The organism is Wandonia sp., from assembly GCF_984588085.1.
Genome location: NZ_CFIGVI010000006.1, coordinates 25,073 through 48,624 on the forward strand (window position 1 = coordinate 25,073; position 23,552 = coordinate 48,624).

The window sequence follows — 23,552 nt, forward strand, 5'->3', positions numbered from 1 at the left end:
AAATATGAAAAAGATAGTTTTTAACTCACTGTTTTTTATAATAGTGTCTATTCTGGGCAATTTCAGTTATGCACAGAGTTGTGATACACTTCGGAATTATAATCCCAATGATAACTTTTCTACCATTTCAAACCCATTAGGATATCTATCAGGTCACCAGATCTTAACTGATGGAACTAATTATTATAATGTTGAAGCTTGGGCAGAAAGATATACCACTCCCTCTCCCAGTGAAGTGAGGGCTATTCGAATGCCGATCAAACGTATCTCTGATGGTGGAGGAAATGTCACTTTTAATGTATATTCAGATGCTTCAGGCTCACCAGGGTCTATTCTTGGATCTGAAATAGTACCATTAGCTGACTTAACTGAGATGGAGTATAATACAATCGAATTCACAACTCCTGTGTCCGTAACAGGTTCTTTTTTTGTCGGATACGAATTAACTTATACTAATCCATTGGATACTTTTGCTTTATTCAATAATAATCCTGCCGGTGAAGATTTCACCAGATTATACGTAGCTGGCACATGGTACTTTAGTAACGATATTTACACAATTGGTGCTGAAGAAAACCCTTCTGAAAATGCTATTGTGATGGATATTTTACTTTCTTCTGATCCTACTCCAGTACCTTCTGCTACTTTTGAAGATGCTACAGCATGTGTGGGAGGTGTATTTAATGTTGATGCAAGTAGCTCAACGAATGCTCTTTTTTATGATTGGCTCCTTACCAGTGACCCTTTCAGTGAACCTGTTTATGATCAACAAGAAGGTGAAACAGCTACATTAACAACTACACAAGCCGGAACCAATAGAGTCTATATTTTCGCAACAGGTTCTTGTCAGACAAGAGGAGGTTACTATACAGTAACTGTAAACCCTGCGATATCGGCAACTGTAAACACAACTGATCTGACTTGTGGAAATGATAACGGAGAAATTGAAGTAACAGGAACCAGCGGTGGATCCGCTCCTTATAGTTACTCATTGGATGGAACTAATTTTTCAGCAAGTAATACGTTTACCGGATTAAGTGCAGGAAATTACACCGTTTATGTAGAATCAGACGGTAACGGGTGTTCAGAAACGTATTCTGTAACGCTATCTAATACTCCTCAGGAAACAATTACTGTTGGAACTGATCAAACCGTTTGTAACGGTGATAATGCAACACTGACTGCTTCCGGAAACGGAACAATAGAATGGTTTGAAGGAGCAGCCAGCATTGGAACAGGAACTTCTGTTGTTGTATCGCCAACAGCTACAACTACTTATACAGCTGTTCTTACGGATGCAAACGGATGTGAAGATCAGGCAGATATCACTGTTACTGTAAACGCACTCCCAACGGTTGATGCCGGAACAGATTTTACAGTATGTGAAGGAGATGAAATTACATTATCAGGATCCGGAGCCGACTCGTATGTTTGGGATAACAGTGCAGTAGACGGGACTCCATTCAACATCTCTGCCACTACTACATTTAATGTAATTGGTACAGATGCAGATGGTTGTGAAGGAACTGATCAGATTACTGTTACAGTGAATCCGTTAGATGATCCAAGCTTCTCGTATGCTTCAGGAACGCTATGTTCAGGAGGAACCAACGAAACTCCAACTGTAAATGCTACAGGAACCTTTACGGTAGATTCTCCGGATCTTGTATTTGCAAATACGGCGACTGGTGAAATCGATATGACAAGCAGCTTGAATGGGGTTTATCAAATTACATTTACAACTGATGGTACATGTTCAAGTTCACAAACTAATACGTTAACAATTACCAGCTCTCCTGATGCTGTATTTACCTACGCTGAAACTGAATATTGTCAATCAGAATCTAACCCTTCTCCGGTTTTCCTAACAGGAGCAAGTGCGGGTGCATTCAGTGTGGATATAACAGGTTTAGCAATCAATACTTCAACAGGAGTTATTGATTTGGCAAACAGTCTGCCTGGAACTTATGAAGTAACGAATACGATTGCTGCTACAGCTTCCTGCCCAATGGATCAGGCTAGTTTCACGGTAACAATTTCTGAAGCTCCGACAGCAACAATTTCCGGAGGAGGTGATATTTGTTCTAATGGAGATGCTCCCATTACAATTACATTAACAGGGACGGGACCATGGGATTTAATAGCTTCTGACGGAACTAATAACTTCTCGCAAAGTTCACCTATTTCTAGTGTTACTCAAAACATTTCTACACCGGGAACATACACAATCGTTTCTGTAACAGATGCGACCGGATGTACAAACGCAGGTACAGGAAGTGCTACAATAAATGTTTTCCCTGACCCAGTAGTCAATGCAGGAACTGACCTTACAGTTTGTGAAGGTGATGAAATTACACTATCAGGTTCAGGAGCAGATTCTTATGTTTGGACCAATGGTGTACAGGACGGTGTTCCGTTCATCATTAACAACACTACTTCATACAGTGTAACAGGAACAGATGTTAACGGTTGTACGGATAGTGATATTGTGGTAGTGACTGTTAATCCGGCTCCTACTGTTGATGCAGGATCAGACTTTATTGTGTGTCCAGGAGCTGAAATTACACTATCAGCTTCCGGAACAGATTCTTATGTCTGGGATAATGGTGTTCAGGATGGTGTAGCATTTACGATTACGGCTACAACAACTTATACAGTAACCGGAACAGATGCAAGTGGTTGTGAAGGAACTGATCAGATCACCGTAACAGCTGAAACTCCTTCAGTAGATGCAGGAGCTGATGTTTCCGTATGTGAAGGAGAAGAAGTTACGCTTTCCGCATCAGGTGCTGATACATATGTATGGGATAACGGTGTTCAGGATGGTGTATCCTTTACTCCTACAGCAACTACTACTTACACTGTAACCGGAACAGATGCAAATGGTTGTGAGGGAACTGATCAGGTAACTGTAACAGTGAATGAAAACCCTACAGTAACGCTTGCTGCCTTTGAAGATGTTTGTGATAATGCAGAAAATCCAATTGTACTTACGGGTGGTACTCCGGCTGGAGGAACCTATTCAGGAACAGGAGTGAATGCCGGTTCATTTGATCCGTCAGTTGCAGGAGAAGGTACACATACGATCACGTATACTTATGAAACACCTGAAGGATGTACAGGAGTAGCAACAGAAACTATCACTGTTGAAGATTGTCCAAACGTATCTGTTGAAGAGAACTTTATCAACAATCTTGTTGTCTACCCGAACCCTGCTTCAGGATTCGTAACTGTTTCTCTGGATAATATTCAGGATGCTGAAATCAGTATTTCATTAGTTACGACAGATGGTAAAGAATCTATTCTTTCGAACATCAAACCAATGAGTTCTTTCAACGAGTCGCTTGATATTTCTAATTTCGCTTCAGGAATTTACTTTATGACATTTACTTCCGAAAAAGGAAATCATGTTGTAAAAATCATTATTGACTAAAAATCCCTGATTAAGACAATAGAAAAACCGCGCATTAATTAATGTGCGGTTTTTTTATTTATATTACCTTGATGATCATCAGAAACATTCATACTCATATACCGGCGAAAGATGCTATTCGAAGTTTTTCTTTCGGAGAAATCCATGAGGCTCTTCACTACAATGCTCCTTTTTCAATCGGTATTCACCCCTGGGAAACGGGTACTATGAACTGTTCCGTTTCTGAGGCTTGCTTACAACTGGAACATCTACTGAACCGGAAAAACTGCCTTGCTGTTGGTGAATGTGGATTGGATAAACTAAAAGGAGCTTCTCTGGAAGAACAAATAGAAATTCTCAGTCTACAATTAGCCCTCGCTGAAAAAACAGGAAAACCGGTTATCATACATTGCGTCAAAGCTTTCAATGAATTAATTACTCTAAAAAAAGAATGGATGAACATTGCCATGGTAATCCATGGCTTTCGAAGCAAGATACAAGTCGCTCAAATGGTAGTCAGACAAGGTATTAAATTGAGTTTTGGAACCTATCTTCTCAACTCTCCATCCATACAGGAAATTTATTCCCTTCTTCCTGATACGGAAACTTTTTTAGAAACAGATGAACAAGATCCTACAGAAATTAATAAATTAATTCAGTTTGCTGCTAAATTGAAAAACGTATCTTTGGAAGCTTTCGAAAAAAAAACAGAACGAAATACACACAACTTTTTTGATGTAAAACTATGACAGACTGGTTGGAAAGAACTGAGCTTTTGATTGGTAAAGACGCAATTGAGAATCTAAAAAAAAGTCATGTACTCATCTGTGGACTCGGGGGAGTCGGTTCATATGCTGCAGAATTCATCGCCCGATCCGGAATCGGAACAATGACTATTATTGACGGAGATGTTTTTGACCCGACCAATAAAAATCGTCAGCTTCCGGCACTGGAGTCTACTATCGGAAAATCCAAAGCAGAAGTTCTTGCAGCACGTATCAGGGATATTAATCCGGATATAACGTTACATGTTCTGAATGAATTCGTTCAGCCGGAAAGAGTTAGCGAAATTTTAACCGAATACCAGCCCGATTACGTGATGGATTGTATTGATTCCATTACTCCCAAACTCACCTGGCTCATTGCCTGTAAAAGGAATAAATTCAAAGTTATCAGCTCTATGGGAGCTGGTGGAAAGATCGATCCGTCAAGGGTTCAGACACGGGATATTTCAAAAGTGGTCAATTGTAAAATGGCCAAACATCTTCGAAAACGTCTGAAAAAGGAGAACATTAACAAAGGTATTAAGGCTGTTTTCTCTTCGGAACACCAAAAAGAAGATTCTTTAAAAATGACAGACGGAACTAATTTTAAGAAATCATTTTACGGAACCATCAGCTATATTCCGGCTCTTTTCGGATTACACGCTGCTGCGTATGTAATCCAACAACTGGCAAAAATTGAAAAATAACGTCCTGGTACTGGTTCTTCTCTTCTGCTCTTATTCATTTTTATATGGACAGGAAGACTCTCTGAAACATAAAGCTCAGGTTCAGTTCTGTTTATTTATCGACAGTATTCTACAAAAAGAAATGGATAAGAAAGATTATGAATTATTCAATTTTTCTGATCTTTCCGCCATTCGAGAGTATCCATTGGAAATTACTTCACTAGCCTACCCTTCTCTCTATTCGGATAGAGACGAATATTATGCTGCATTTTTATACAGGGAAAAGTATAACGACACCACCTTCCCTGATGATCTCAATAAACAGGTTGCAAAACAATACTCGAAACTCAGGAAGATTATTCTAAATACTATTCGTTCTGGAAAGAAGACGACTGGAAAGGAGAAAAAGCGTATCTCCAGACTCCAGTCTGAAATGGAGAACTCTGAACCTCCGCTGACCGGATACTTTCAGAAAGCCTCTATTCGCTATACTTATAATGGAGTGGAAAATGAAAAACATTTCTCTATTATCTACGATTTGCAACTGAACGTACTGAATTATGGAGAATAGTTTGTTTTTGTAGTCAATTTGTTTATATTTTAACAAATGGTTTAATATTGAATTTTCTGATTTATTTTTGTCTAAAAAGATCAGATGGAAACGCCTTATTACCTCTATGATATGAATTTGCTGGATACTACACTTGAGGAAGCTCAGGTAGCAGCAGAACTTTATAACATAAAATTGCTCTATGCTATTAAGGCAAATACAAATCCATATATACTGGAACGCATCCGAAAGTATGGTTTTGGGATAGATGCTGTTTCAATAGGCGAAATTAAATTAGCTTTAACGAACGGTTTCCAATCCTATCAGATAGCTTTCGCGGGTTCCGGAAAAACGAAACGGGAAATTGATGAGGCTTTACAATTAAATATTGCTACTATTCATTGTGAGTCGCTCTCCGAATGGGAGTATATTTCTTCAGTTTACCCAACAGGATGTACTACAAAAATAGCTTTGCGGATTATTCCAAATGTTTACACCAATACACATCAACATATACAAACAGGGGGGAATAATCACAAGTTTGGAATCAGCACTGAAGAAGCTTCCCGATTAATTCAGAAACTTATTGAAAACGACTCCTCTCTCCTGCCCTGTGGGTTCCACTTTCATGTCGGATCACAGATCACAAGAATGGACTATTTTGAAGAATTAAGCAGGTCTGTACTTTACTTTTTTCAAACCCTTCCTTCTTCCTTTTCATTTGATTATATCAATCTGGGTGGAGGGTTAGGAATAAATTACGATGATCCGGATAACGAAATGATACCAAACTTTACCGGATGGATGCGAGCTATTCGCCCCTATTTTCCACAGGATCGTTTTCCGCATGTGTACCTTGAACCCGGAAGAAGTCTTGTCGGTCAGTGTGGTAAATTGATTACGGAGGTACAGTATATTAAAGACCGGCAGGACGAGAAAATTGTAATTCTGGACGCAGGAATGAATGATCTTATGCGACCGGCTTTGTACGGTGCAAGACATCACATCTCACCTATGCAACCGCATTCTGAAACAACTCAATTTCAAACGTATACACTTAGTGGCCCAAGTTGTGAATCAACTGATTGTTTCGGGAAAAATTATCAACTACCAGGGTTGAAAGAAGGAGATTATATTGTTATTCATTCCTGTGGAGCTTACGGAGAATCCATGCGTTTGAATTATACGCAACGTCTAGCTCCTTCCTGTATTTATAAAGAGGGAAACAGTTTTAACATGTACACTTCTCAAAGAAAAAAAATTAAGGTTGAACAATCTTTTTAATTCCTCCTAATTTATCGTATTTTGAGTCGAAACTTATTAGTTTTGCTTATTCCTTAATTCAATCATTAAATGAAACGATACTTAATAACTCTACTTTCTTGCATCTCTACTTTGACGTTATTTGCCAATGACCTGTCTTCCGGTTTTTCAAAAGCAGAGTATATAGAAACATTAAAAATGAATGCCGCACAAAAGGATACGATTTCACCGGATGCTGTTTTCAGATCCGATAAATATGATCGTATATACCGATCTCCGGTTGTAGGGCTTTTAAATCGCTGGGATCTCTGGATGCGAAAGGATAAAAATGAAATTGGTATAAGCCTTCGTGGTACAGCACCGGAAGCATTGAGTTGGTTAGCCAACTTTTATGCGGCAATGATTCCAGCCAGTGGAGAAATTAAGATTAATGATTCACTAACGTTCAACTATAAGCTGGCCGAACGTTCGGATGCAACGGTTCATGCCGGATGGACGTTTGGTTTGGGATCAATGGCTTCAGATATTGTCGAAAAGATTGATTCCTGCTACCGGACAGGAGTAAAAAATGTTCTGATTTTTGGTCATAGCCAGGGAGGTGCTTTATCTCATCTTACCACTGCCTATCTGCGCTATCTTCAGAAGGACGGAAAACTGCCGGCTGATATCGTATTTAAAACGTATGCCAGCGCTGCACCCAAACCGGGCAACCTTTATTTTGCTTATGATTATGAGCACTTAACATTTGGAGGCTGGGCTTACACAGTCGTAAATCCGGAAGATTGGGTTCCGGAAACTCCAATTACTGTCCAAACTTCAGAAGATTTCGCGACAACTAATCCCTTTAGGTATGTAAAACCCATGTTGAAAAAGCAAAAATTACTTGTACGAATGGCTCTAAAAGGCGCCTATAACAGTATGGATAAATCTACAAAAAAAGCCCGTAAAAATGTAAAGAAACAATTGGGATACAGAACTGGAAAACTAATACAAAAAAGTAAACCTCAGTATGTACAACCTGAATTCTCCAGAGGGATCTATTATACCCGGGCGGGAACTCCTATTATCCTTATGCCTGATATTGAATATTATGCTTCGTTTCCAAAAGACGCTCAAGAGAATATTTTCCAACACCATATGTTTGAGCCTTATTTAATGCTTGCAAAAAAACTACCTGAAACAAAATAATTACTAACAAACAGATAAAAAGAAAGACCGGAATAAAAATCCCGGTCTTTTCTATTTCTTACGCTTACGTAGTTTATTTTTTCCCTTTCGAAAAGTCCATCAATCTATTATAAGTTTCCGGACATTGCTTTCTGAAAGCCCTATCGTATCCGATTGAAGCCGGATCAACACCAAGGCTATCTGCAACAGAAGCAAAACAGTTCGCTATACCAAAAACAGATTTATCTTCAGAACAGGAACAGGCCATTTCAGCAGCATTTTTCTCCGCCTCCGTTGAACCACAGCTCAACAGAAAGAAAACCGGTAAAGAAAAAAATAACCAACGTACCATTTTTTACTCAGCTGTTTTAGCGTACTCTTTCTGTAGCTCGTTCAACTCAGGACATTTTCCATCCAAAGCTTTTGCAAACGACTCATCAGCACAGTTTACTCCGTGATCAACAGCAACATCCAATGCACAAAAAGCAAAGTGCATATCGTCAGTAGCAAATAAATCATCCGGATCAGCCTCCGCACGCTTCTTTTCTACACAGTCACACATTGACTGAGCAGCTTTGTTCATTTCTTCGTCACTTGGACCTCCACAAGAAGCCAAAACTAAAGCAGCAGCTCCCAAAACAAATAAGTTCTTTTTCATAGTTATATTTTTTTGTTGTGCCAAGATAGAAGTTTTATCAAATTTCGCCAAAAAATTATACTGCTTATTTTATACTAACCGGAAAATTTAACGCACGAAACACGTTGTTTACTCTATCAACAAACTTTGTGTCGCTATTATTGATTTTTAAGTTGTTCGTTTTTAGCTTTTTCCCAATATGTATCCATCTCTTCCAGATTCATCTCCGCGAACTGCTTACCATCGTTTGCTATATATTCTTCCATCGCGGTAAAACGTGAAATAAACTTTTTATTGGTTTTCTCCAGCGCATTTTCCGGATTAACACCTATAAACCGCGCATAATTAATCATAGAGAATAACAGATCTCCAAATTCATCTTCTATCTGATCCGATCCCTTATCAATCTCTTCTTTTAATTCGCCCAATTCTTCTTTCACCTTATCAAAAACCTGTTCCCGGTTGTCCCAATCAAAACCTACACCTTTTACTTTTTCCTGTATTCTCGCTGCTTTTACCATTGCTGGCAACCCTGTCGGAACCCCCTGTAGAACGGATTTCTTACCTTCCTTTAATTTTAATTTTTCCCAGTTGGCTTTCACTTCTTCCTCCGTTGACGCCTCTACATCACCATAAATATGCGGATGACGATATACCAGCTTATCACAAATGGCATTCAATACATCAGCGATGTCAAAATCTTCTGTTTCCGATGCTATTTTCGAATAGAATACCATATGTAACAACAGATCTCCTATTTCACCTTTCAGTTCATTCATATCTCCTGACAGAATAGCTTCTCCTAATTCGTATGTTTCTTCTATTGTCAGGTGACGAAGAGATTCAAGCGTTTGCTTCTTATCCCAGGGGCATTTCTCTCTCAGATCGTCCATAATATTCAACAATCTCTCAAATGCTGCTTTTTTTTCTTCCAGAGTATGCATCGTTATTTGTTTTTGTAAAAATATAAACAAAAAAGAGAGGCTGATATCACCTCTCTTTCTTTATAATTATTCAGAATGCATTACGCATACATTTCTTCTTTCTGTGCCACAACTTTCTCATCCTTGAGATATTCTTCGTAAGACATCATTTTATCAATCACACCATTTGGAGTCAACTCTATGATTCTGTTCGCTACTGTATTCACCAATTCATAGTCATACGAACTAAACAAAATCTGCCCTTCAAAATCACGCATTCCATTGTTTAATGCAGTAATCGATTCCAGATCAAGGTGGTTTGTCGGCTCGTCAAGCATAAGTAAATTCGCTTTAGCCAACATCATACGTGACAACATACAACGCATTTTCTCTCCTCCGGAAAGAACTTTTGAACTCTTCAAAGCTTCTTCTCCGGTAAACAGCATGCGTCCCAGGAATCCACGCAGGTTAACATCTTCGCGCTCTTCGTCTGTCTGAGCATACTGACGCAACCAATCAATCAGATTAATCTCGTCCTCAAAAAAGCTGCTGTTATTACTTGGTAAATACGCTGTTGAGATCGTTGTTCCGAATGTAAATTCTCCTGATTCCTGTTCTTTATTACCGTTCAGGATTTCAAATAAGGCAGTAATTGCATTCGAATTGTTAGAAACGAAAGCAATTTTATCCCCCTGATTCATCACAAAATTCAAATCCTTGAATAGTACTTCCCCTTCTTCACCTTTTGCACTCAGGTTTGAAACATTCAACACCTGATTTCCGGCTTCTCTTTCCTGTGAAAACTGAATTCCGGGATAGCGTCGGGATGAAGGCTGAATTTCATCCAGATCTAATTTATCCAATAACTTACGTCTGCTGGTAGCCTGCTTCGATTTAGAGGCATTCGCTGAGAACCGGGAAATAAAGTCCTGAAGTTCTTTCTTCTTTTCCTCATTCTTTTTGTTCTTGTCCGCTCTTTGGCGTGCGGCCAACTGTGAAGACTGGTACCAGAAAGAATAGTTTCCTGTAAATAATTGGATTTTACTATAGTCAATATCACAGATGTGTGTACACACAACATCCAAAAAGTGACGGTCGTGAGAAACAACAATCACCATATTTTTAAAATCAAGAATAAAATCTTCTAACCAGGCAATTGTTCTTGCATCCAGATCATTCGTCGGCTCATCCAGAATTAATACATCCGGATTACCAAAAAGTGCCTGCGCCAACAAAATACGTACCTTCAACTCGGCAGGAACATCTGCCATTTTCATGTAGTGGTACGATTCACTAATTCCAAGGTTAGATAATAAACTTGCTGCGTCTGTCTCAGCATTCCAGCCTTCCATATCAGCAAATTCAGCTTCCAGTTCGGATGCTCTCATTCCATCCTCATCTGAAAAATCAGGTTTGGCATATAAAGCATCTTTCTCCTCCATGATTTCATAAAGGCGCTTGTGCCCCATGATAACAGTCTTCAACACTTCATATTCGTCAAATACGTTGTGCTCCTGCTTCAAAACAGCCATTCGTTTCCCCGGCTCAAGATCAATAGAACCCCTTGTCGGGTCCTGCTCTCCGGAAAGGATTTTCAGGAAAGTAGATTTTCCGGCTCCGTTTGCTCCGATCACCCCATAACAGTTTCCATTCTGGAACTTAAGGTTTACATCATCAAACAAGGTACGTTTTCCGAATTGAAGAGATAAATTGCTTACTGTTAACATATTTTTCTAAAATTTGGTGCAAAGGTAGTGAATTAATAGCGATATCACCTACAAAATCAGGACATCGCGTGAAGATTCCTCGAATACAGGATCACAAATAAACCTCCTATCAACAAATTAATGTACACTTCCATATTAATAACCATACTTGCCGGATAAATCAGGTAGGCCATACCAATATATGACAGAGTATAAATAATGTACAAATGAAACCCAGTCTTTTTCCGTGTCCACATAAGATAGGCAGCTATAGCTCCCAGGATGGAGACAACAAGAATCGTCAGATAGTTACGCATAAACGCTTCTTCGTTGACGTATTTCATTCTTTCAAGTCCCAGCTCAATCATTTGCACAAACTCACCTTCTTCTCCATCCTGTCCGCTTTCTTTCAGCTCACTAATCGTTTCAGCGGCAGCTAATTCCTGCTCTTTCATCATCTCATCATCCATCGGACCATTTACCAACGCAGTAAAACTGTTCATGATTGAAATCGCTGTCCACATCCAGGTTAGAATTACTAGTACCGTCAAAAATAACGGTCGTTTATTCTGATTTTGCTCTTTTTCTATTTCTGCAAATTGATTTTCCATAACTCGTTCTTTACAAATTTCTTACTCGCTTCCATTCTTGGATGCATATAGGTATCATTCTCCGTTAAAGGTACTTCTTTCCGGAACAAATGGAGTATTTCCTCCAATACAGGTGAACTTTTTCCCGGTCTTCTAAACTCAATAGCCTGAGATGCATTCATTAGCTCAATCCCAAGAATTGAAAAAACATTATCTATTACACGGTACAATTTTGTTGCCGCATTAGCCCCCATACTCACATGATCTTCCTGTCCGTTACTGGAATCAATGGTATCGACACTGGCAGGTGTACACAGTTGTTTGTTCTGACTCACAATAGATGCCTGCGCATATTGAGGAATCATATATCCGGAATTAAGTCCGGGATTGGTAACCAAAAAAGCCGGTAAGTCTCTGGTTCCACTTATTAACTTGTAGGTTCTTCTCTCTGAAATACTGCCCAGTTCTGCCATTGCAATCGCTAAAAAGTCCATTGATAATGCAAGAGGCTGACCGTGGAAATTCCCTGCTGAAACCACTTCGTCTTCATCCGGGAAAACAGTCGGATTATCAGTAACTGCATTCACTTCTTTTTCAATGATTTGAAATACGTAATTTAAAGTATCGAAAGAAGCTCCGTGCACTTGCGGAATACAACGGAATGAATACGGATCCTGAACATTTACTTTCACCTGATCAATCAATTCACTACCTGCTAATAATTTACGAAACTCTCCGGCAACAGCCATCTGTCCTTCCTGGCAACGAATCGCATTTACATTTTCATTAAATGGATTTTTTCTTCCGTCATACGCCTCCAGAGAAATTGCGCCGATTTTATTCGCTCCCTGCAAAATTTCACGACCACGAAGTACACTCCATAGTCCGAAAGAGCTCATGAATTGTGTTCCGTTCAATAAAGCAAGACCTTCTTTACTCTGAAGAACAATCGGATCAAGATTATGTGATTTAAGTACTTCCCCGGCAGGTTTCCGCTGCCCTTTTTCCAGCACCTCTCCCTCACCCAATAAAGGCAATGACAGATGAGCCAATGGTGCCAAATCTCCAGAAGCTCCTAGAGACCCCTGTTCATATACAACAGGAAGTATATCATTATTAAAAAAATACAAAAGTCGTTCTACAGTCGCCAATTGCACGCCTGAATGACCTTTTGAAAGCCCAATGGCTTTTAACAGCAACATAATCCGTACAATTTCCGGATCTATTTCTTTTCCCGCACCACATGCATGAGAACGAACAAGATTTACCTGCAACAAACTCAGCTGATCTTCGCTGATCGCCGTATTACATAAAGAACCAAATCCCGTATTAACTCCGTAAATCAACTCCTCTCGTCCTGAAACAGCCTGATCAAGATAGTTCCTGCACTTCTCAACAGATTCTTTACACTCCTTACTTAGTTCAACTACAGTCTTAGTTGATAAAACATCTTGTAATTGATCAAGTGTAATGTATTCCTTCGTTATGGTAAATGTATTCATCTTATCTAATATGCATTATGTCGTTTCACTAAAAAATCTATCATCTCTTCCAGGCTGAATTCCTCCTGTTCTCCGGTCGCCATATTCTTTAGTTGAATAAGCCCCTCATTCATTTCTTCCTCTCCGACAATAGCAACAAACTCTACTTTTTTATCATCTGCATACTTCATCTGTTTCTTCATTTTAGCATCAAATGAAGGATACAGTTCCGCATCAATAGCGTTAGCTCTGACCTCTTTGAGCAATTTTAAACAATGTTGTTGCTCTTTTTCACCGAAGTTCACAAACAATAGGGTTAACCCTTTCTCCAATGATGCGGGGAAAAGTTGTAATTCAGTCAATACGTCATAAATACGATCTGCACCAAAAGAAATCCCAACTCCTGACATTCCTGACATTCCAAAAAGACCGGTAAGGTCGTCATACCTTCCACCACCACAAATACTTCCCATTTTAACACCATTTGCTTTTACTTCAAAAATGGCGCCTGTATAGTAATTCAATCCGCGGGCAAGTGTTACGTCAAACTCGAGTTTAGCGCGGTTTAATCCCAATGCTTCAATCTGATCCAATAAAAAGCTTAATTCCTCAATTCCTTTCAGACCAATCTCACTTTCGGCCAAAAACTCGCGTATTTTTTCCAAATTTTCTGAGTTTGACCCTGACAAATCGAATAAGGGTGTAATTTTCGCAATAGCCGCAGCGGAAACACCTTTTTCCTCCAACTCTTTCACCACACCTTCCTGACCAATTTTATCCAGCTTATCAATGGCAACCGTCATATCAATTAATCGCTCCGATTCCCCACTGATTTCAGCAATGCCGGAAAGAATCTTTCGGTTATTGATTTTAATGGTAAAATCAGGAATATGTAACGAAGTAAGAACCTCGTCAAAAAGCTGAATATACTCTAATTCATAGAGCAACGAATCACTTCCTACAACATCCGCATCACATTGATAAAATTCCTGATACCTGCCGTGTTGCGGTCTGTCTGCCCGCCAAACCGGCTGAATCTGATATCTTTTAAAAGGAAAAGAGATTTCATTCTGATGCTGAACGACGAATCGTGCAAAAGGAACTGTTAAATCATATCGCAATGCTTTTTCAGATAGTGAATTTGCAAATACAGCCAGATTATCATTTTCCAAAGCGTTCAAATCAGCTTTTTTCATTTTATCTCCAGAGTTGAGAATCCGGAAAATCAATCGATCTCCTTCCTCTCCATATTTCCCCAACAACGTTTCTCTTTTCTCAAAAGAAGGTGTTTCAATGGGCTGGAAACCATATTTTCTGAACGCATTTTTAATCGTTTCAAAAATATAGGTGCGTTTTGCCACATCTGCGGGTAAAAAATCTCTTGTACCTTTTGGAATACTTGGTTTCTGTGCCATTACGTTTGAATTCGTTTGTCCTGCAAATTTAATATTCTTTACTTGACTTGTTATTTAAAAGGCTATTCTTCGGTTCATTCTATGGAACAGGCATTACTTGAACTGTAAATCAACCAGCTTTTTATAATGTCCGTTCTCTTCCAGAAGCTCCTGGTGTGTTCCGCTTTCGATTATTCGTCCATGCTCCATAACAACAATTTTATCTGCCTTTTGTATAGTGGAAAGTCGGTGAGCAATAACAATAGAAGTTCTTCCTTTTGTCAACTTCTCAGTCGCTCGCTGAATCAGTTCTTCCGATTCATTATCAACGTTTGAAGTAGCTTCGTCCAAAACCAAAATCTTCGGATTGTACACAAAAGCGCGTATAAATGAAAGCAATTGTCGTTGGCCGACTGATAACACGCCTCCTCTTTCCCCTACGTTGTAATCATAATTATCTTTCAGGCGCATAATGAAGTCATGTGCTCCTACCGCTTTTGCCGCTTCAATTACCTGTTCACGGGAAATAGATGGATCTCCAAGTGTTATATTATTGTGGATGGTATCTGAAAACAGAAACACGTCCTGCAATACAATAGCTATGTTTTTTCGGAGATAGTTCAGGTTGATATCAACGATGGATTCCCCTCCAATCTCAATACGTCCTTTTTTAAACTCATAGAAACGCCCCAGAAGATTAACTATAGTAGACTTACCCGCTCCTGTTGCACCGACAAAAGCAACGGTTTCGCCGCTTTTGATTGTAAGATTAATATCTTCAAGAACCCAATCCTCATCTTTGTAAGCGAACCAAACATTTTTGAAAGTAATTTCCTTCGAAAAATCACATTGGTCTGCTTTCCCATCATCCTGAATATGTTCACTCCTGTCCAGTAATTCATATACGCGTTCGGCGCGAACAACTCCACGTTGCAATACATTAAACTTATCTGCCAATTGGCGAATAGGACGATATAACATGTGAATCCACAATGTAAAGGCAATTATTTCTCCAAAAACATGCTCATCGCTATCCACCCACTCTAATTGAATCACACTCCAAACGACAAGCATTCCTATGGATATGGAACTCAGAAGTTCAACAATCGGGAAAAATATAGAATTCGCCCACACAGCATTGATATGCGCCTGTCTGTGCTCTTTATTAATTTCCTGAAAATGATTCATTTCAATTTTCTGTCGATTGAAAATCTGGAGAATGGCCATTCCTGTTATCCGCTCCTGAACAAAATTATTCAACCGATTCACCTGTAGCCGCTCCTGTTGGAAAGCTTTTTTCATCGCACGGGCAAAAATACGGGTTGCCAAAATCAACAGCGGAATAGGTATCAAAGCGACCAAAGTAAGTTGCCAGTTATCATAAAGCATGAACAAAACCACAGCCACCAAAGCCAGGATATCTCCTAAAATATTAATCAATCCCTGTGAAAAAACATCCGCGATCGCCTCTATATCTGCAACAAGCCGGGTAACCAGCGAACCTATCGGGGTTTTATCAAAAAATTTCATTCGGAAAGACACGATATGTTTAAATAGCTTCTTCCGCATATCCAGAATGATGGATTGCCCCAATAAATTAGACATATAGGATGAAAGAAACTGAAACAGTGCCTCGGCGAATAAAATCACCAAAAGAATAACGATCCAAAACAATAACTGATCTTTTTCCCCCGGGTTATTCAGAAATTCATTTACAATTTCTCCCATCAGCATAGGCCTGAATGGCCCCAAAACAGCCAGAGTTATAGTTACCAGAAACGCTCCTATGAAAAGCCACCTGTATGAACGGGTAGCCTGAAATAATCGTTTAAAAACAGAAAATTCGCTATTTTTTTCTTTACTCACAGCCACAAAAATACACAGCATTTCAGGAAAAGAGAACGCTTTCCGAAAATTATTTCCCCGGATTATTTCACATTACGCTGTTGTTATTTTAATCTGGTCACTAATATTCTATTCTCCAAAGGAACAGCCCGCACCCGGGAACACTTCTTCCGGCCTCTCCCCGATCCTTTCTCTCAATTATAGCAGCGACTTCTTCCGGGCTGATTTTACCTTCTCCGACCAAAAGTAAAGTACCAACCACTGCACGAACCATATTTCTTAAAAACCGATTAGCTGTGATTTCAAAATAGATTTTGTCTCCGTCCTTTACCCATCTAGCTGAGGTTACTTCACAGTCATTTGTTTTTACGTCAGTATGTAATTTTGAAAAGGAAGTAAAATCCTTTTGACCTGTGATAAAAGAGCAGGCTTTATTCATGGCTTCTACATCTAACGCATGTGGGTAGTAATAACTAAAAGATTTTTCAAAAGGATTCTTTATCTGATGAATAAAGTACCTGTAAGTTCGAAAGTGCGCATCAAAACGTGCATGAAAATTGTCTTCAGCCGTTTGAACAGAAAGAATCGCAATCGAAGAAGGAAGCATCGTATTCATTTTCCATTCAAGATCTGCAAGACTTCCTTTAAACGAAAAGTCACAATGTGCAACATAATGAAAAGCATGTACCCCTGTATCTGTTCTTCCACACCCCGTAACTTCAACCGGATTTCCACTATTTAACCGGGTAAGAACATCTTCAATAGCACCCTGAACAGAAATCACATCAGGTTGAATCTGCCAACCGAAAAAATCGGTTCCGTCATACTGTAAATCCAATCGCAGTCTCATACCCGCAAAAGTATATAAAAAGGTGATAAGACAGGGAGTCTGTACTAAAACGGTACTTTTTCAAGCCTTTTTGTTCATAACATTCGGCTTTTTCTTAGTTGAGTAGTAGGTTCAAACTTTATTTTTGTAAAAAACAGATTTAAAAGGTATGCTGAAAGTCGGAGTATTGGGAGCAGGTCACTTGGGAAAGATTCACATTCGTCTTCTTAAAGAACTAGAGGACGTATATGATTTTGTTGGTTTTTATGACCCAAATCCCGAACAGGCTGCACAAGTAGCGAAAGAGTTTAATACAAAAGCGTTTTCCAGTATTGAAGAGATTATTGAACATGTTGATGTGGTAGACATCGTTACTCCGACATTAGCTCATTTCGATTGTGCTTCGATGGCTTTAAAAGCTTCACGACATGTTTTTATTGAAAAACCCATAACTGAAACACCGGAGGAAGCAAAAACTCTAATGAACCTTGCGCATGAAGCCAATGTAAAAGTGCAGGTCGGTCATGTTGAACGATTTAATCCTGCATTTCAGGCTGCATTACCGTATCTGGAAAAACCCATGTTTATTGAAACACATCGATTAGCCCAGTTTAACCCCAGAGGCTGTGATGTTCCTGTGGTTCTTGATCTGATGATTCACGACCTTGATGTTATACTGAGTGTTGTAAAGTCATCCGTAAGACGTGTTTCTGCATCAGGAGTAGCTGTAGTAAGTGATACACCTGATATTGCCAATGCACGGATAGAATTTGATAACGGAGCTGTCGCTAACTTAACGGCTTCACGTATCTCTTTAAAAAACATGCGTAAAAGTCGTTTCTTCCAACGAGATGCCTACGTAAGCGTTGATTTTTTGACAAAGGAGATGGAAGTTGTTACGATGACTGACGTACAGGGAGAACCAGATCCCTTTGATATCGTTATGGACCTTGGACCGGGAAAACCTTCGAAAAAAATTCAATTCGATAAACCTGATATTCAGGAAACAAATGCAATAAAAGAAGAACTTCGCTCTTTTGCTCAGGCAATAAACGAAAACTCAACTCCTGCCGTGACAATAGAAGATGGTTACGCTGCACTGTCCATTGCTCACCAAATTCTGGAGAAATTAAAATTTTCAGGAAACCTGATTACCGAAAATAATTAATTCTTTTTTACGTTTAACAGTTGAGAATTGTACGAAATGAATAAACTACTGGTAAGCATAATTGGTATTTTTCTGCTTTATTCCTGCGGAAAAGATGTAAATCCACCAACGTTTCTTAAAATTAATGACTTCATTCTGGAGGAGAATCCTTCTGCTTCCAGTCTTCAGGGAGAACTTACCCATAATTTCTCCGATGCCTGGGTATATATTGATGGTGAATTGCTTGGTGTTTTTGAGCTTCCCTGTAAATTACCACTTGACTACGAAGGATCTCATAAGCTGCAAATTGTAGCTGGCGTGCGGAAGAATGGGATTTCAGCAAGAAAAGTGCGCTACCCATTTGTAGAGATGTATTCTGAACAGATCAATTTTACACGATTGGATACAACAACAGTGACTCCGGTAACGCGTTATTTTTCAGGGCTTAATTTCTGGATTGAAGACTTTGAAGATGCGTCTGTAAAAATACAGTCAACTATTTATAGTAAAACAGATCTCTATAAGGACAATGACCCTGAAATATTGAAGTACGGTAATTTTTATGGTCGTGTGGATCTAAATACCACAGATTCACTCTGGGAAGCTGCTACAACTGATATGTGGAACATCCCAAAAGGTCAGGATGTGTATATTGAAATCGATTATTACAATACTAACTCGATATTAACGTCTGTAAAAGCGATTAATCAGGATGGATTTAATGTAAATGCTCACGTACTATTGAATACTCAGTATGAAGGGAGTGTTGTTTGGAAAAAGATGTACATTGATATCCGGGAAATTGTTAGCTATAGTGTAAACTATAACCAGTTTCAGTTACTCTTTACCAGTATTCTTCAGACTGGCATGTCTGATAGTTATGCAATCATCGACAATATAAAACTGATACACTTCTGACGCTCGCATGATTACACGTTACCCTGCTCTGTTCATGGTTCTGACTGATTATTGCTCTGCAGCACTTGCCTGGGCGGCGTTTTATTATTTCAGAAAAACCCAAATCGAACAGGCTGAATTTTCTACTAATCCTACTTTTTGGTTAGGTAGTATTGTAATCCCTTTATTCTGGTTATTGTTATATTATATTGTTGGAACGTATCAGAATGTTATTCGCCAACACAGATTCAAAATCCTCAGTCAGACATTTACAGCAACACTTACAGGAAGTATAGGTCTTTTCTTTGCTTTATTATTGGATGACGATATATACAGTTACCAGTTTTACTACAAATCTATTCTCGGGTTATTTGCCATTCATTTTATTTGTACCATTATACCCCGATACATACTGACCAGCTATTTTGTCCGGCGTATTCAAACAAGAAAAGTGGGCTTTAAAACCTTATTGATTGGTGGAAGTGAAAAAGCAGTACAGATTTACGAAGAACTAGAAGCCCTCCCAAAAAGTATGGGGAATAGTTTTGTGGGATTTGTCAATCTGAATGGAATTGACACAATTCTAGAAGAAAAACTTCCCTACTTTGGCCACGTTAAGGAGGTGGAACAAGTGATCAAAGATCAGGAGATTGAAGAAGTTATCATTGCTCTGGATCGCAGTGAACATGAAAAGCTAAAAGGTATTATTTCAATTCTTTCAGGTTACCCTGTCCGAATTAAATTAATCCCTGATATGTACGATATCATATCGGGATCGGTACGAATGAACAACATCTTTGGAGCTTTACTTCTGGAAGTCAACTCGGAATTCATGCCTTTTTGGCAACAAGCCTTAAAACGTATATTTGATATTGTTCTCTCACTAATTGCCTTTATTTTACTCATACCCTTGTACATTGTTCTTTCTATTGCTGTTCTTACTTCTTCCAAGGGTCCTATTTTCTTTCTTCAGGAGAGAGTTGGTAAAAACGGAATTCCTTTTAAGATCATCAAATTCAGAACCATGTATACAGATGCAGAATCCAAAGGTCCTCAGTTATCCAGTTCTAATGATCCCCGAATTACACCTGTTGGAAGAATAATGCGCAAACTAAGACTGGATGAATTCCCCCAGTTTATCAATGTCATAAAAGGAGATATGTCATTAGTTGGTCCGCGACCGGAACGACAATTTTATATTGATCAAATTATACAAAAGGAACCTCAGTTTATGCAATTGACAAAAGTACGTCCGGGAATCACCTCCTGGGGGCAAGTTAAATACGGATATGCTGAGAATGTTGACCAAATGCTGCAACGTATGAAATACGATCTTCTTTATCTGAAGAATATGTCACTAGCTTTGGATTTTAAAATCATGCTTTACACGATACTGATCGTTGTAAAAGCCAAAGGAAAATAACAGTTATAATTCGATCGTCAGTCCGTCATAAGCAGCATAAACGTTATTCGGTAATTGATCCGTAATTTGCTGGTGAGTTCCAAATAAATGACTGATATGTGTAATGTAAGCTTTTGAAGGGTTTATCTGATCAATAAATTGTAAAGCTTCCTCTAAGTTAAAATGTGACAAATGAGGCTCTAACCGCAGAGCGTTTATTATCAATACTTCTGTCCCTTTTACTTTCTCTTTCTCTTTTTCTGAAATCGTCTTCGCATCTGTGATATAGGTAAAGTCATTGATACGGAATCCTAAAACAGGCATCTTGTAATGCAACACTTCTATCGGTTGTACTTCCAACCTATTCTTTAGCAAAAAAGAGGTGTCAGCAGAGATTCTGTTTATCGTTACTTTTGGAATACCGGGATAGCCGTCCTGTAAAAAAACATAGTGAAATTCACGACGCAGCGCTTCTTCTACCTGCGTATTACAGTACAAATCCATTGGACGTTGTTGTAGAAAGTTAAATGCGCGTACATCATCCATTCCTGCTATGTGATCTTTGTGCTCATGAGTATATAGAATTCCCTCCAGAGACCTCACGTCATTCATAAGCATCTGTTGACGGAAATCGGGACCACTGTCTATACAATAATTCATTCCTCCGTGTTCAATAAGAACTGAAGCTCTGAGTCTTTTATCTTTTGGATCGGAAGATAAGCACACTTCACATTGACAGGCAATAACCGGTACCCCCTGAGAAGTTCCGGAACCAAGTATAGTAACTTTCATAATACAAAAATAGAAGCTTTTCTCTTTCATCCCCCCTATTTTCCTTTTCGAATCTGTAGTACAAGCTGCAAACTATCTGATAAATTGTTTATTATCTTTTATTGATTAAATTTTAATCAATTCCGTTGATATGGGTTATGAGAAAGAAAAGCACTGTTTATAGAAGGTTAGAACCCATTTATCGAATTATGCCCACCAAATGACTTCTCTTTTTTGCAATAAAAAATCCCCAAAAAGCTTATAAACACTGGAAAATCTGTTCATTTATCCACATTTTGCCAAAATTATCAACATTTAAATATTTTTTTTCCCTGAAATACTTGTCTAGCTTGATTATTCGTATATATTTGCTTCAAGTAATTTTTTTATTAACAATCTAAAAAACCAAAAGGACTATGAACAAAGCGGAATTAATTGACGCTATCGCTGCTGACGCAGGATTGTCTAAAGCAGATGCTAAAAAAGCATTGGACGGATTTATTAACGCTACTTCTCAGGCTTTGAAAAAAGGTGACCGTATCTCTTTGATCGGTTTCGGATCTTTCTCAATTTCTGAACGTGCTGCGCGTACAGGTCGTAACCCACAAACAGGAAAAGAGATCAAAATCGCTGCTAAAAAAGTAGTTAAGTTTAAAGCTGGTGCTGAATTGAACAAGACAGTTGGCTAATCTCAGTAGCTTAGAAAACTCTAAAAAGGAGATTCATTTTGAGTCTCCTTTTTCATTTTACAAAGGATGAAGAATATCACGTACGATCAGAAGCATGAAATCATGACCCGGATGCTTCATATGGTTTCGGATAACAAACGGGAGTTAATTGAAAAGTTAGCCGGATTACGAACCAAACATATTGCTGTTGTTTTAGAAAACATCTATCAATCCCACAATGCCAGCGCCGTGGTAAGATCCTGTGATTGTTTCGGAATACAGGATGTTCATGTCATTGCTGACAAAAAAAAGTATGAAGTTAATCGTGAAGTTGCGATGGGAGCAGGAAAGTGGGTAACTACACATCATTACAAAAACCAGAACACAGAATCTTGCCTGAACCAGCTAAAAAAAGAAGGTTATCGAATTATAGCCACTTCTCCTTACGCTGATAAAACATTAAAAACACTGGATCTCTCTCAACCTGTAGCTCTCGTTTTCGGAACTGAAAAAGACGGTTTAAGTCAACAAGCTATCGATCTTGCTGATGAAGCTATACGTATCCCTATGTATGGTTTTACCGAAAGTTTTAACATCAGTGTTTCTGCAGCCTTATCTTTAAATACGCTACGAGACCGGCTCATGGATTCAGACATCGAGTGGCAATTAACCAATGAAGAATTAATTGACCTCAAAACCGAATGGTGCCGAAACATTCTTTATCGGGGAGAAGATGTTTACGAAGAAGTACTCAGAAATGTGTTGGCAGACGATTAGTATTATTCTGTAATACGATCAACTACTGTCGTTAATTGCTCAAACGAAGTATATCCTTTCGCGGCAAGAAAATACTCCTCACCTTTCTGAATTACCAGAGCCGGATAACCGGTTATTCCACAGTTGGCTGAAAATTGAAAATCTTCTAATGCTAATTTCATCGCTTCCTCGCTATCGAATTCATTTTCGAGTAGTTCAACTGACAGACCCAAATCAGCAAACAATTTCTTATGCGTTTCAATGGACGTTAAATCCCGTCCCTCCATATAGTATGCCTGTTGCATAGCTTCAGCATAGCTATATTGTTGTTTGGGAAAATGCTTTTTCACAAGGGCTAAAGCCTTTGATGGTGGTACCGAAGAAGTATTCTGCGTTCCCTCTTTAAGTACCTCCCTGTATGCAGTACCAAACTTCACACCGGACATCTCCTCTACTCTCGGAAGAGCACTAAGAATATAGGAAGCCATGTTACCAATAGGTCCTTCATTTACCCCCCGAACCATTCCTCCTGAAATAATTTCGAAATCCCAATCAGGATATTTTTCCTTTAGTTGTTTTACTGCATCTGCAAAAGCGAAACACCATCCACATAAGGGATCATAGAAGTACAAAATTTTCATAGTGCAAAATTAGGAAATAATTT

General features: G+C 38.8%; 22 protein-coding genes. 11 read left to right on the top strand and 11 right to left on the bottom strand.

Features of this window, described 5'->3' with window-relative positions; genetic code table 11:
• Positions 1–4: 4 nt before the first annotated feature.
• The 6 genes from AC4PL9_RS03840 to AC4PL9_RS03865 all read left to right on the top strand — a co-directional run bounded on the left by AC4PL9_RS03840 (position 5) and on the right by AC4PL9_RS03865 (position 7,863).
• Positions 5–3,433 carry a T9SS type A sorting domain-containing protein gene (locus tag AC4PL9_RS03840; protein ID WP_491603458.1) on the top strand — a complete coding sequence of 1,143 codons (3,429 nt, stop codon included), beginning with the start codon at positions 5–7 and terminating at the stop codon, positions 3,431–3,433.
• A 71-nt stretch (positions 3,434–3,504) separates the two neighbouring features.
• Entirely contained in the window at positions 3,505–4,161 is a 657-nt protein-coding gene (locus tag AC4PL9_RS03845) for a TatD family hydrolase (RefSeq protein WP_491603459.1), read from the top strand.
• Positions 4,158–4,883 (top strand): tRNA threonylcarbamoyladenosine dehydratase, encoded by a 726-nt coding sequence (locus AC4PL9_RS03850; protein WP_491603460.1) that lies wholly within the window; start codon positions 4,158–4,160, stop codon positions 4,881–4,883. The genes AC4PL9_RS03845 and AC4PL9_RS03850 overlap by 4 nt, the downstream gene beginning before the upstream one ends.
• Entirely contained in the window at positions 4,873–5,433 is a 561-nt protein-coding gene (locus AC4PL9_RS03855) for a hypothetical protein (protein WP_491603461.1), read from the top strand. The genes AC4PL9_RS03850 and AC4PL9_RS03855 overlap by 11 nt, the downstream gene beginning before the upstream one ends.
• Positions 5,434–5,517: 84 nt before the next feature.
• Entirely contained in the window at positions 5,518–6,696 is a 1,179-nt protein-coding gene (gene lysA, locus AC4PL9_RS03860) for a diaminopimelate decarboxylase (protein ID WP_491603462.1), read from the top strand.
• Between the two features lie 69 nt (positions 6,697–6,765).
• The gene (locus AC4PL9_RS03865) at positions 6,766–7,863 is read left to right on the top strand and encodes a lipase family protein (RefSeq protein ID WP_491603463.1); all 1,098 of its coding nucleotides are present in this window, start codon (positions 6,766–6,768) and stop codon (positions 7,861–7,863) included.
• Between the two features lie 73 nt (positions 7,864–7,936).
• Here the strand turns inward: AC4PL9_RS03865 and AC4PL9_RS03870 are convergent, their stop codons facing one another.
• From AC4PL9_RS03870 to truA, 9 genes are all read right to left on the bottom strand, one after another.
• Positions 7,937–8,194: a hypothetical protein gene (locus AC4PL9_RS03870; protein ID WP_491603464.1), complete on the bottom strand. Its 258-nt coding sequence runs from the start codon at positions 8,192–8,194 to the stop codon at positions 7,937–7,939.
• Between the two features lie 3 nt (positions 8,195–8,197).
• Entirely contained in the window at positions 8,198–8,500 is a 303-nt protein-coding gene (locus AC4PL9_RS03875; RefSeq protein WP_343786840.1) for a hypothetical protein, read from the bottom strand.
• Positions 8,501–8,637: 137 nt separating this feature from the next.
• Positions 8,638–9,423 (bottom strand): nucleoside triphosphate pyrophosphohydrolase, encoded by a 786-nt coding sequence (gene mazG / locus AC4PL9_RS03880; protein WP_491603465.1) that lies wholly within the window; start codon positions 9,421–9,423, stop codon positions 8,638–8,640.
• Between the two features lie 80 nt (positions 9,424–9,503).
• On the bottom strand, positions 9,504–11,129 hold the full coding sequence (locus tag AC4PL9_RS03885; RefSeq protein ID WP_491603466.1) for an ABC-F family ATP-binding cassette domain-containing protein: 1,626 nt from the start codon (positions 11,127–11,129) through the stop codon (positions 9,504–9,506).
• Positions 11,130–11,185: 56 nt separating this feature from the next.
• Positions 11,186–11,719 (bottom strand): hypothetical protein, encoded by a 534-nt coding sequence (locus AC4PL9_RS03890; protein WP_491603467.1) that lies wholly within the window; start codon positions 11,717–11,719, stop codon positions 11,186–11,188.
• The gene (hutH, locus tag AC4PL9_RS03895) at positions 11,695–13,200 is read right to left on the bottom strand and encodes a histidine ammonia-lyase (RefSeq protein ID WP_491603468.1); all 1,506 of its coding nucleotides are present in this window, start codon (positions 13,198–13,200) and stop codon (positions 11,695–11,697) included. Before hutH ends, AC4PL9_RS03890 begins: the two co-directional genes overlap by 25 nt.
• 5 nt (positions 13,201–13,205) lie before the next feature.
• Positions 13,206–14,594, bottom strand: a complete 1,389-nt coding sequence (gene hisS, locus AC4PL9_RS03900) for a histidine--tRNA ligase (RefSeq protein ID WP_491603469.1) — start codon at positions 14,592–14,594, stop codon at positions 13,206–13,208.
• Between the two features lie 93 nt (positions 14,595–14,687).
• The gene (locus AC4PL9_RS03905) at positions 14,688–16,439 is read right to left on the bottom strand and encodes an ABC transporter ATP-binding protein (protein WP_491603470.1); all 1,752 of its coding nucleotides are present in this window, start codon (positions 16,437–16,439) and stop codon (positions 14,688–14,690) included.
• Positions 16,440–16,539: 100 nt separating this feature from the next.
• Positions 16,540–17,268 (bottom strand): tRNA pseudouridine(38-40) synthase TruA, encoded by a 729-nt coding sequence (gene truA, locus AC4PL9_RS03910; protein WP_491603471.1) that lies wholly within the window; start codon positions 17,266–17,268, stop codon positions 16,540–16,542.
• A gap of 148 nt (positions 17,269–17,416) precedes the next feature.
• On the opposite strand from truA, the gene AC4PL9_RS03915 reads away from it, so the two are divergent.
• From AC4PL9_RS03915 to AC4PL9_RS03925, 3 genes are read left to right on the top strand one after another with little or no spacing between them, the layout of a single operon-like run.
• The gene (locus AC4PL9_RS03915; RefSeq protein ID WP_491603472.1) at positions 17,417–18,415 is read left to right on the top strand and encodes a Gfo/Idh/MocA family protein; all 999 of its coding nucleotides are present in this window, start codon (positions 17,417–17,419) and stop codon (positions 18,413–18,415) included.
• A gap of 36 nt (positions 18,416–18,451) precedes the next feature.
• Positions 18,452–19,312 (top strand): hypothetical protein, encoded by an 861-nt coding sequence (locus AC4PL9_RS03920; RefSeq protein ID WP_491603473.1) that lies wholly within the window; start codon positions 18,452–18,454, stop codon positions 19,310–19,312.
• A 7-nt stretch (positions 19,313–19,319) separates the two neighbouring features.
• Positions 19,320–20,714, top strand: coding sequence for a sugar transferase (locus AC4PL9_RS03925; protein ID WP_491603474.1), 1,395 nt, complete (start codon positions 19,320–19,322; stop codon positions 20,712–20,714).
• A 3-nt stretch (positions 20,715–20,717) separates the two neighbouring features.
• On the opposite strand, the gene AC4PL9_RS03930 is transcribed toward AC4PL9_RS03925, so the two are convergent.
• Positions 20,718–21,515 (bottom strand): MBL fold metallo-hydrolase, encoded by a 798-nt coding sequence (locus tag AC4PL9_RS03930; RefSeq protein ID WP_491603475.1) that lies wholly within the window; start codon positions 21,513–21,515, stop codon positions 20,718–20,720.
• Positions 21,516–21,880: 365 nt separating this feature from the next.
• On the opposite strand from AC4PL9_RS03930, the gene AC4PL9_RS03935 reads away from it, so the two are divergent.
• Positions 21,881–22,153: an HU family DNA-binding protein gene (locus AC4PL9_RS03935; protein ID WP_343786815.1), complete on the top strand. Its 273-nt coding sequence runs from the start codon at positions 21,881–21,883 to the stop codon at positions 22,151–22,153.
• 66 nt (positions 22,154–22,219) lie between these two features.
• Positions 22,220–22,909: a TrmH family RNA methyltransferase gene (locus tag AC4PL9_RS03940; protein ID WP_491603476.1), complete on the top strand. Its 690-nt coding sequence runs from the start codon at positions 22,220–22,222 to the stop codon at positions 22,907–22,909.
• Positions 22,910–22,911: 2 nt separating this feature from the next.
• On the opposite strand, the gene AC4PL9_RS03945 is transcribed toward AC4PL9_RS03940, so the two are convergent.
• Positions 22,912–23,529 carry a DsbA family protein gene (locus AC4PL9_RS03945; protein ID WP_491603477.1) on the bottom strand — a complete coding sequence of 206 codons (618 nt, stop codon included), beginning with the start codon at positions 23,527–23,529 and terminating at the stop codon, positions 22,912–22,914.
• Between the last annotated feature and the right edge of the window lie 23 nt (positions 23,530–23,552).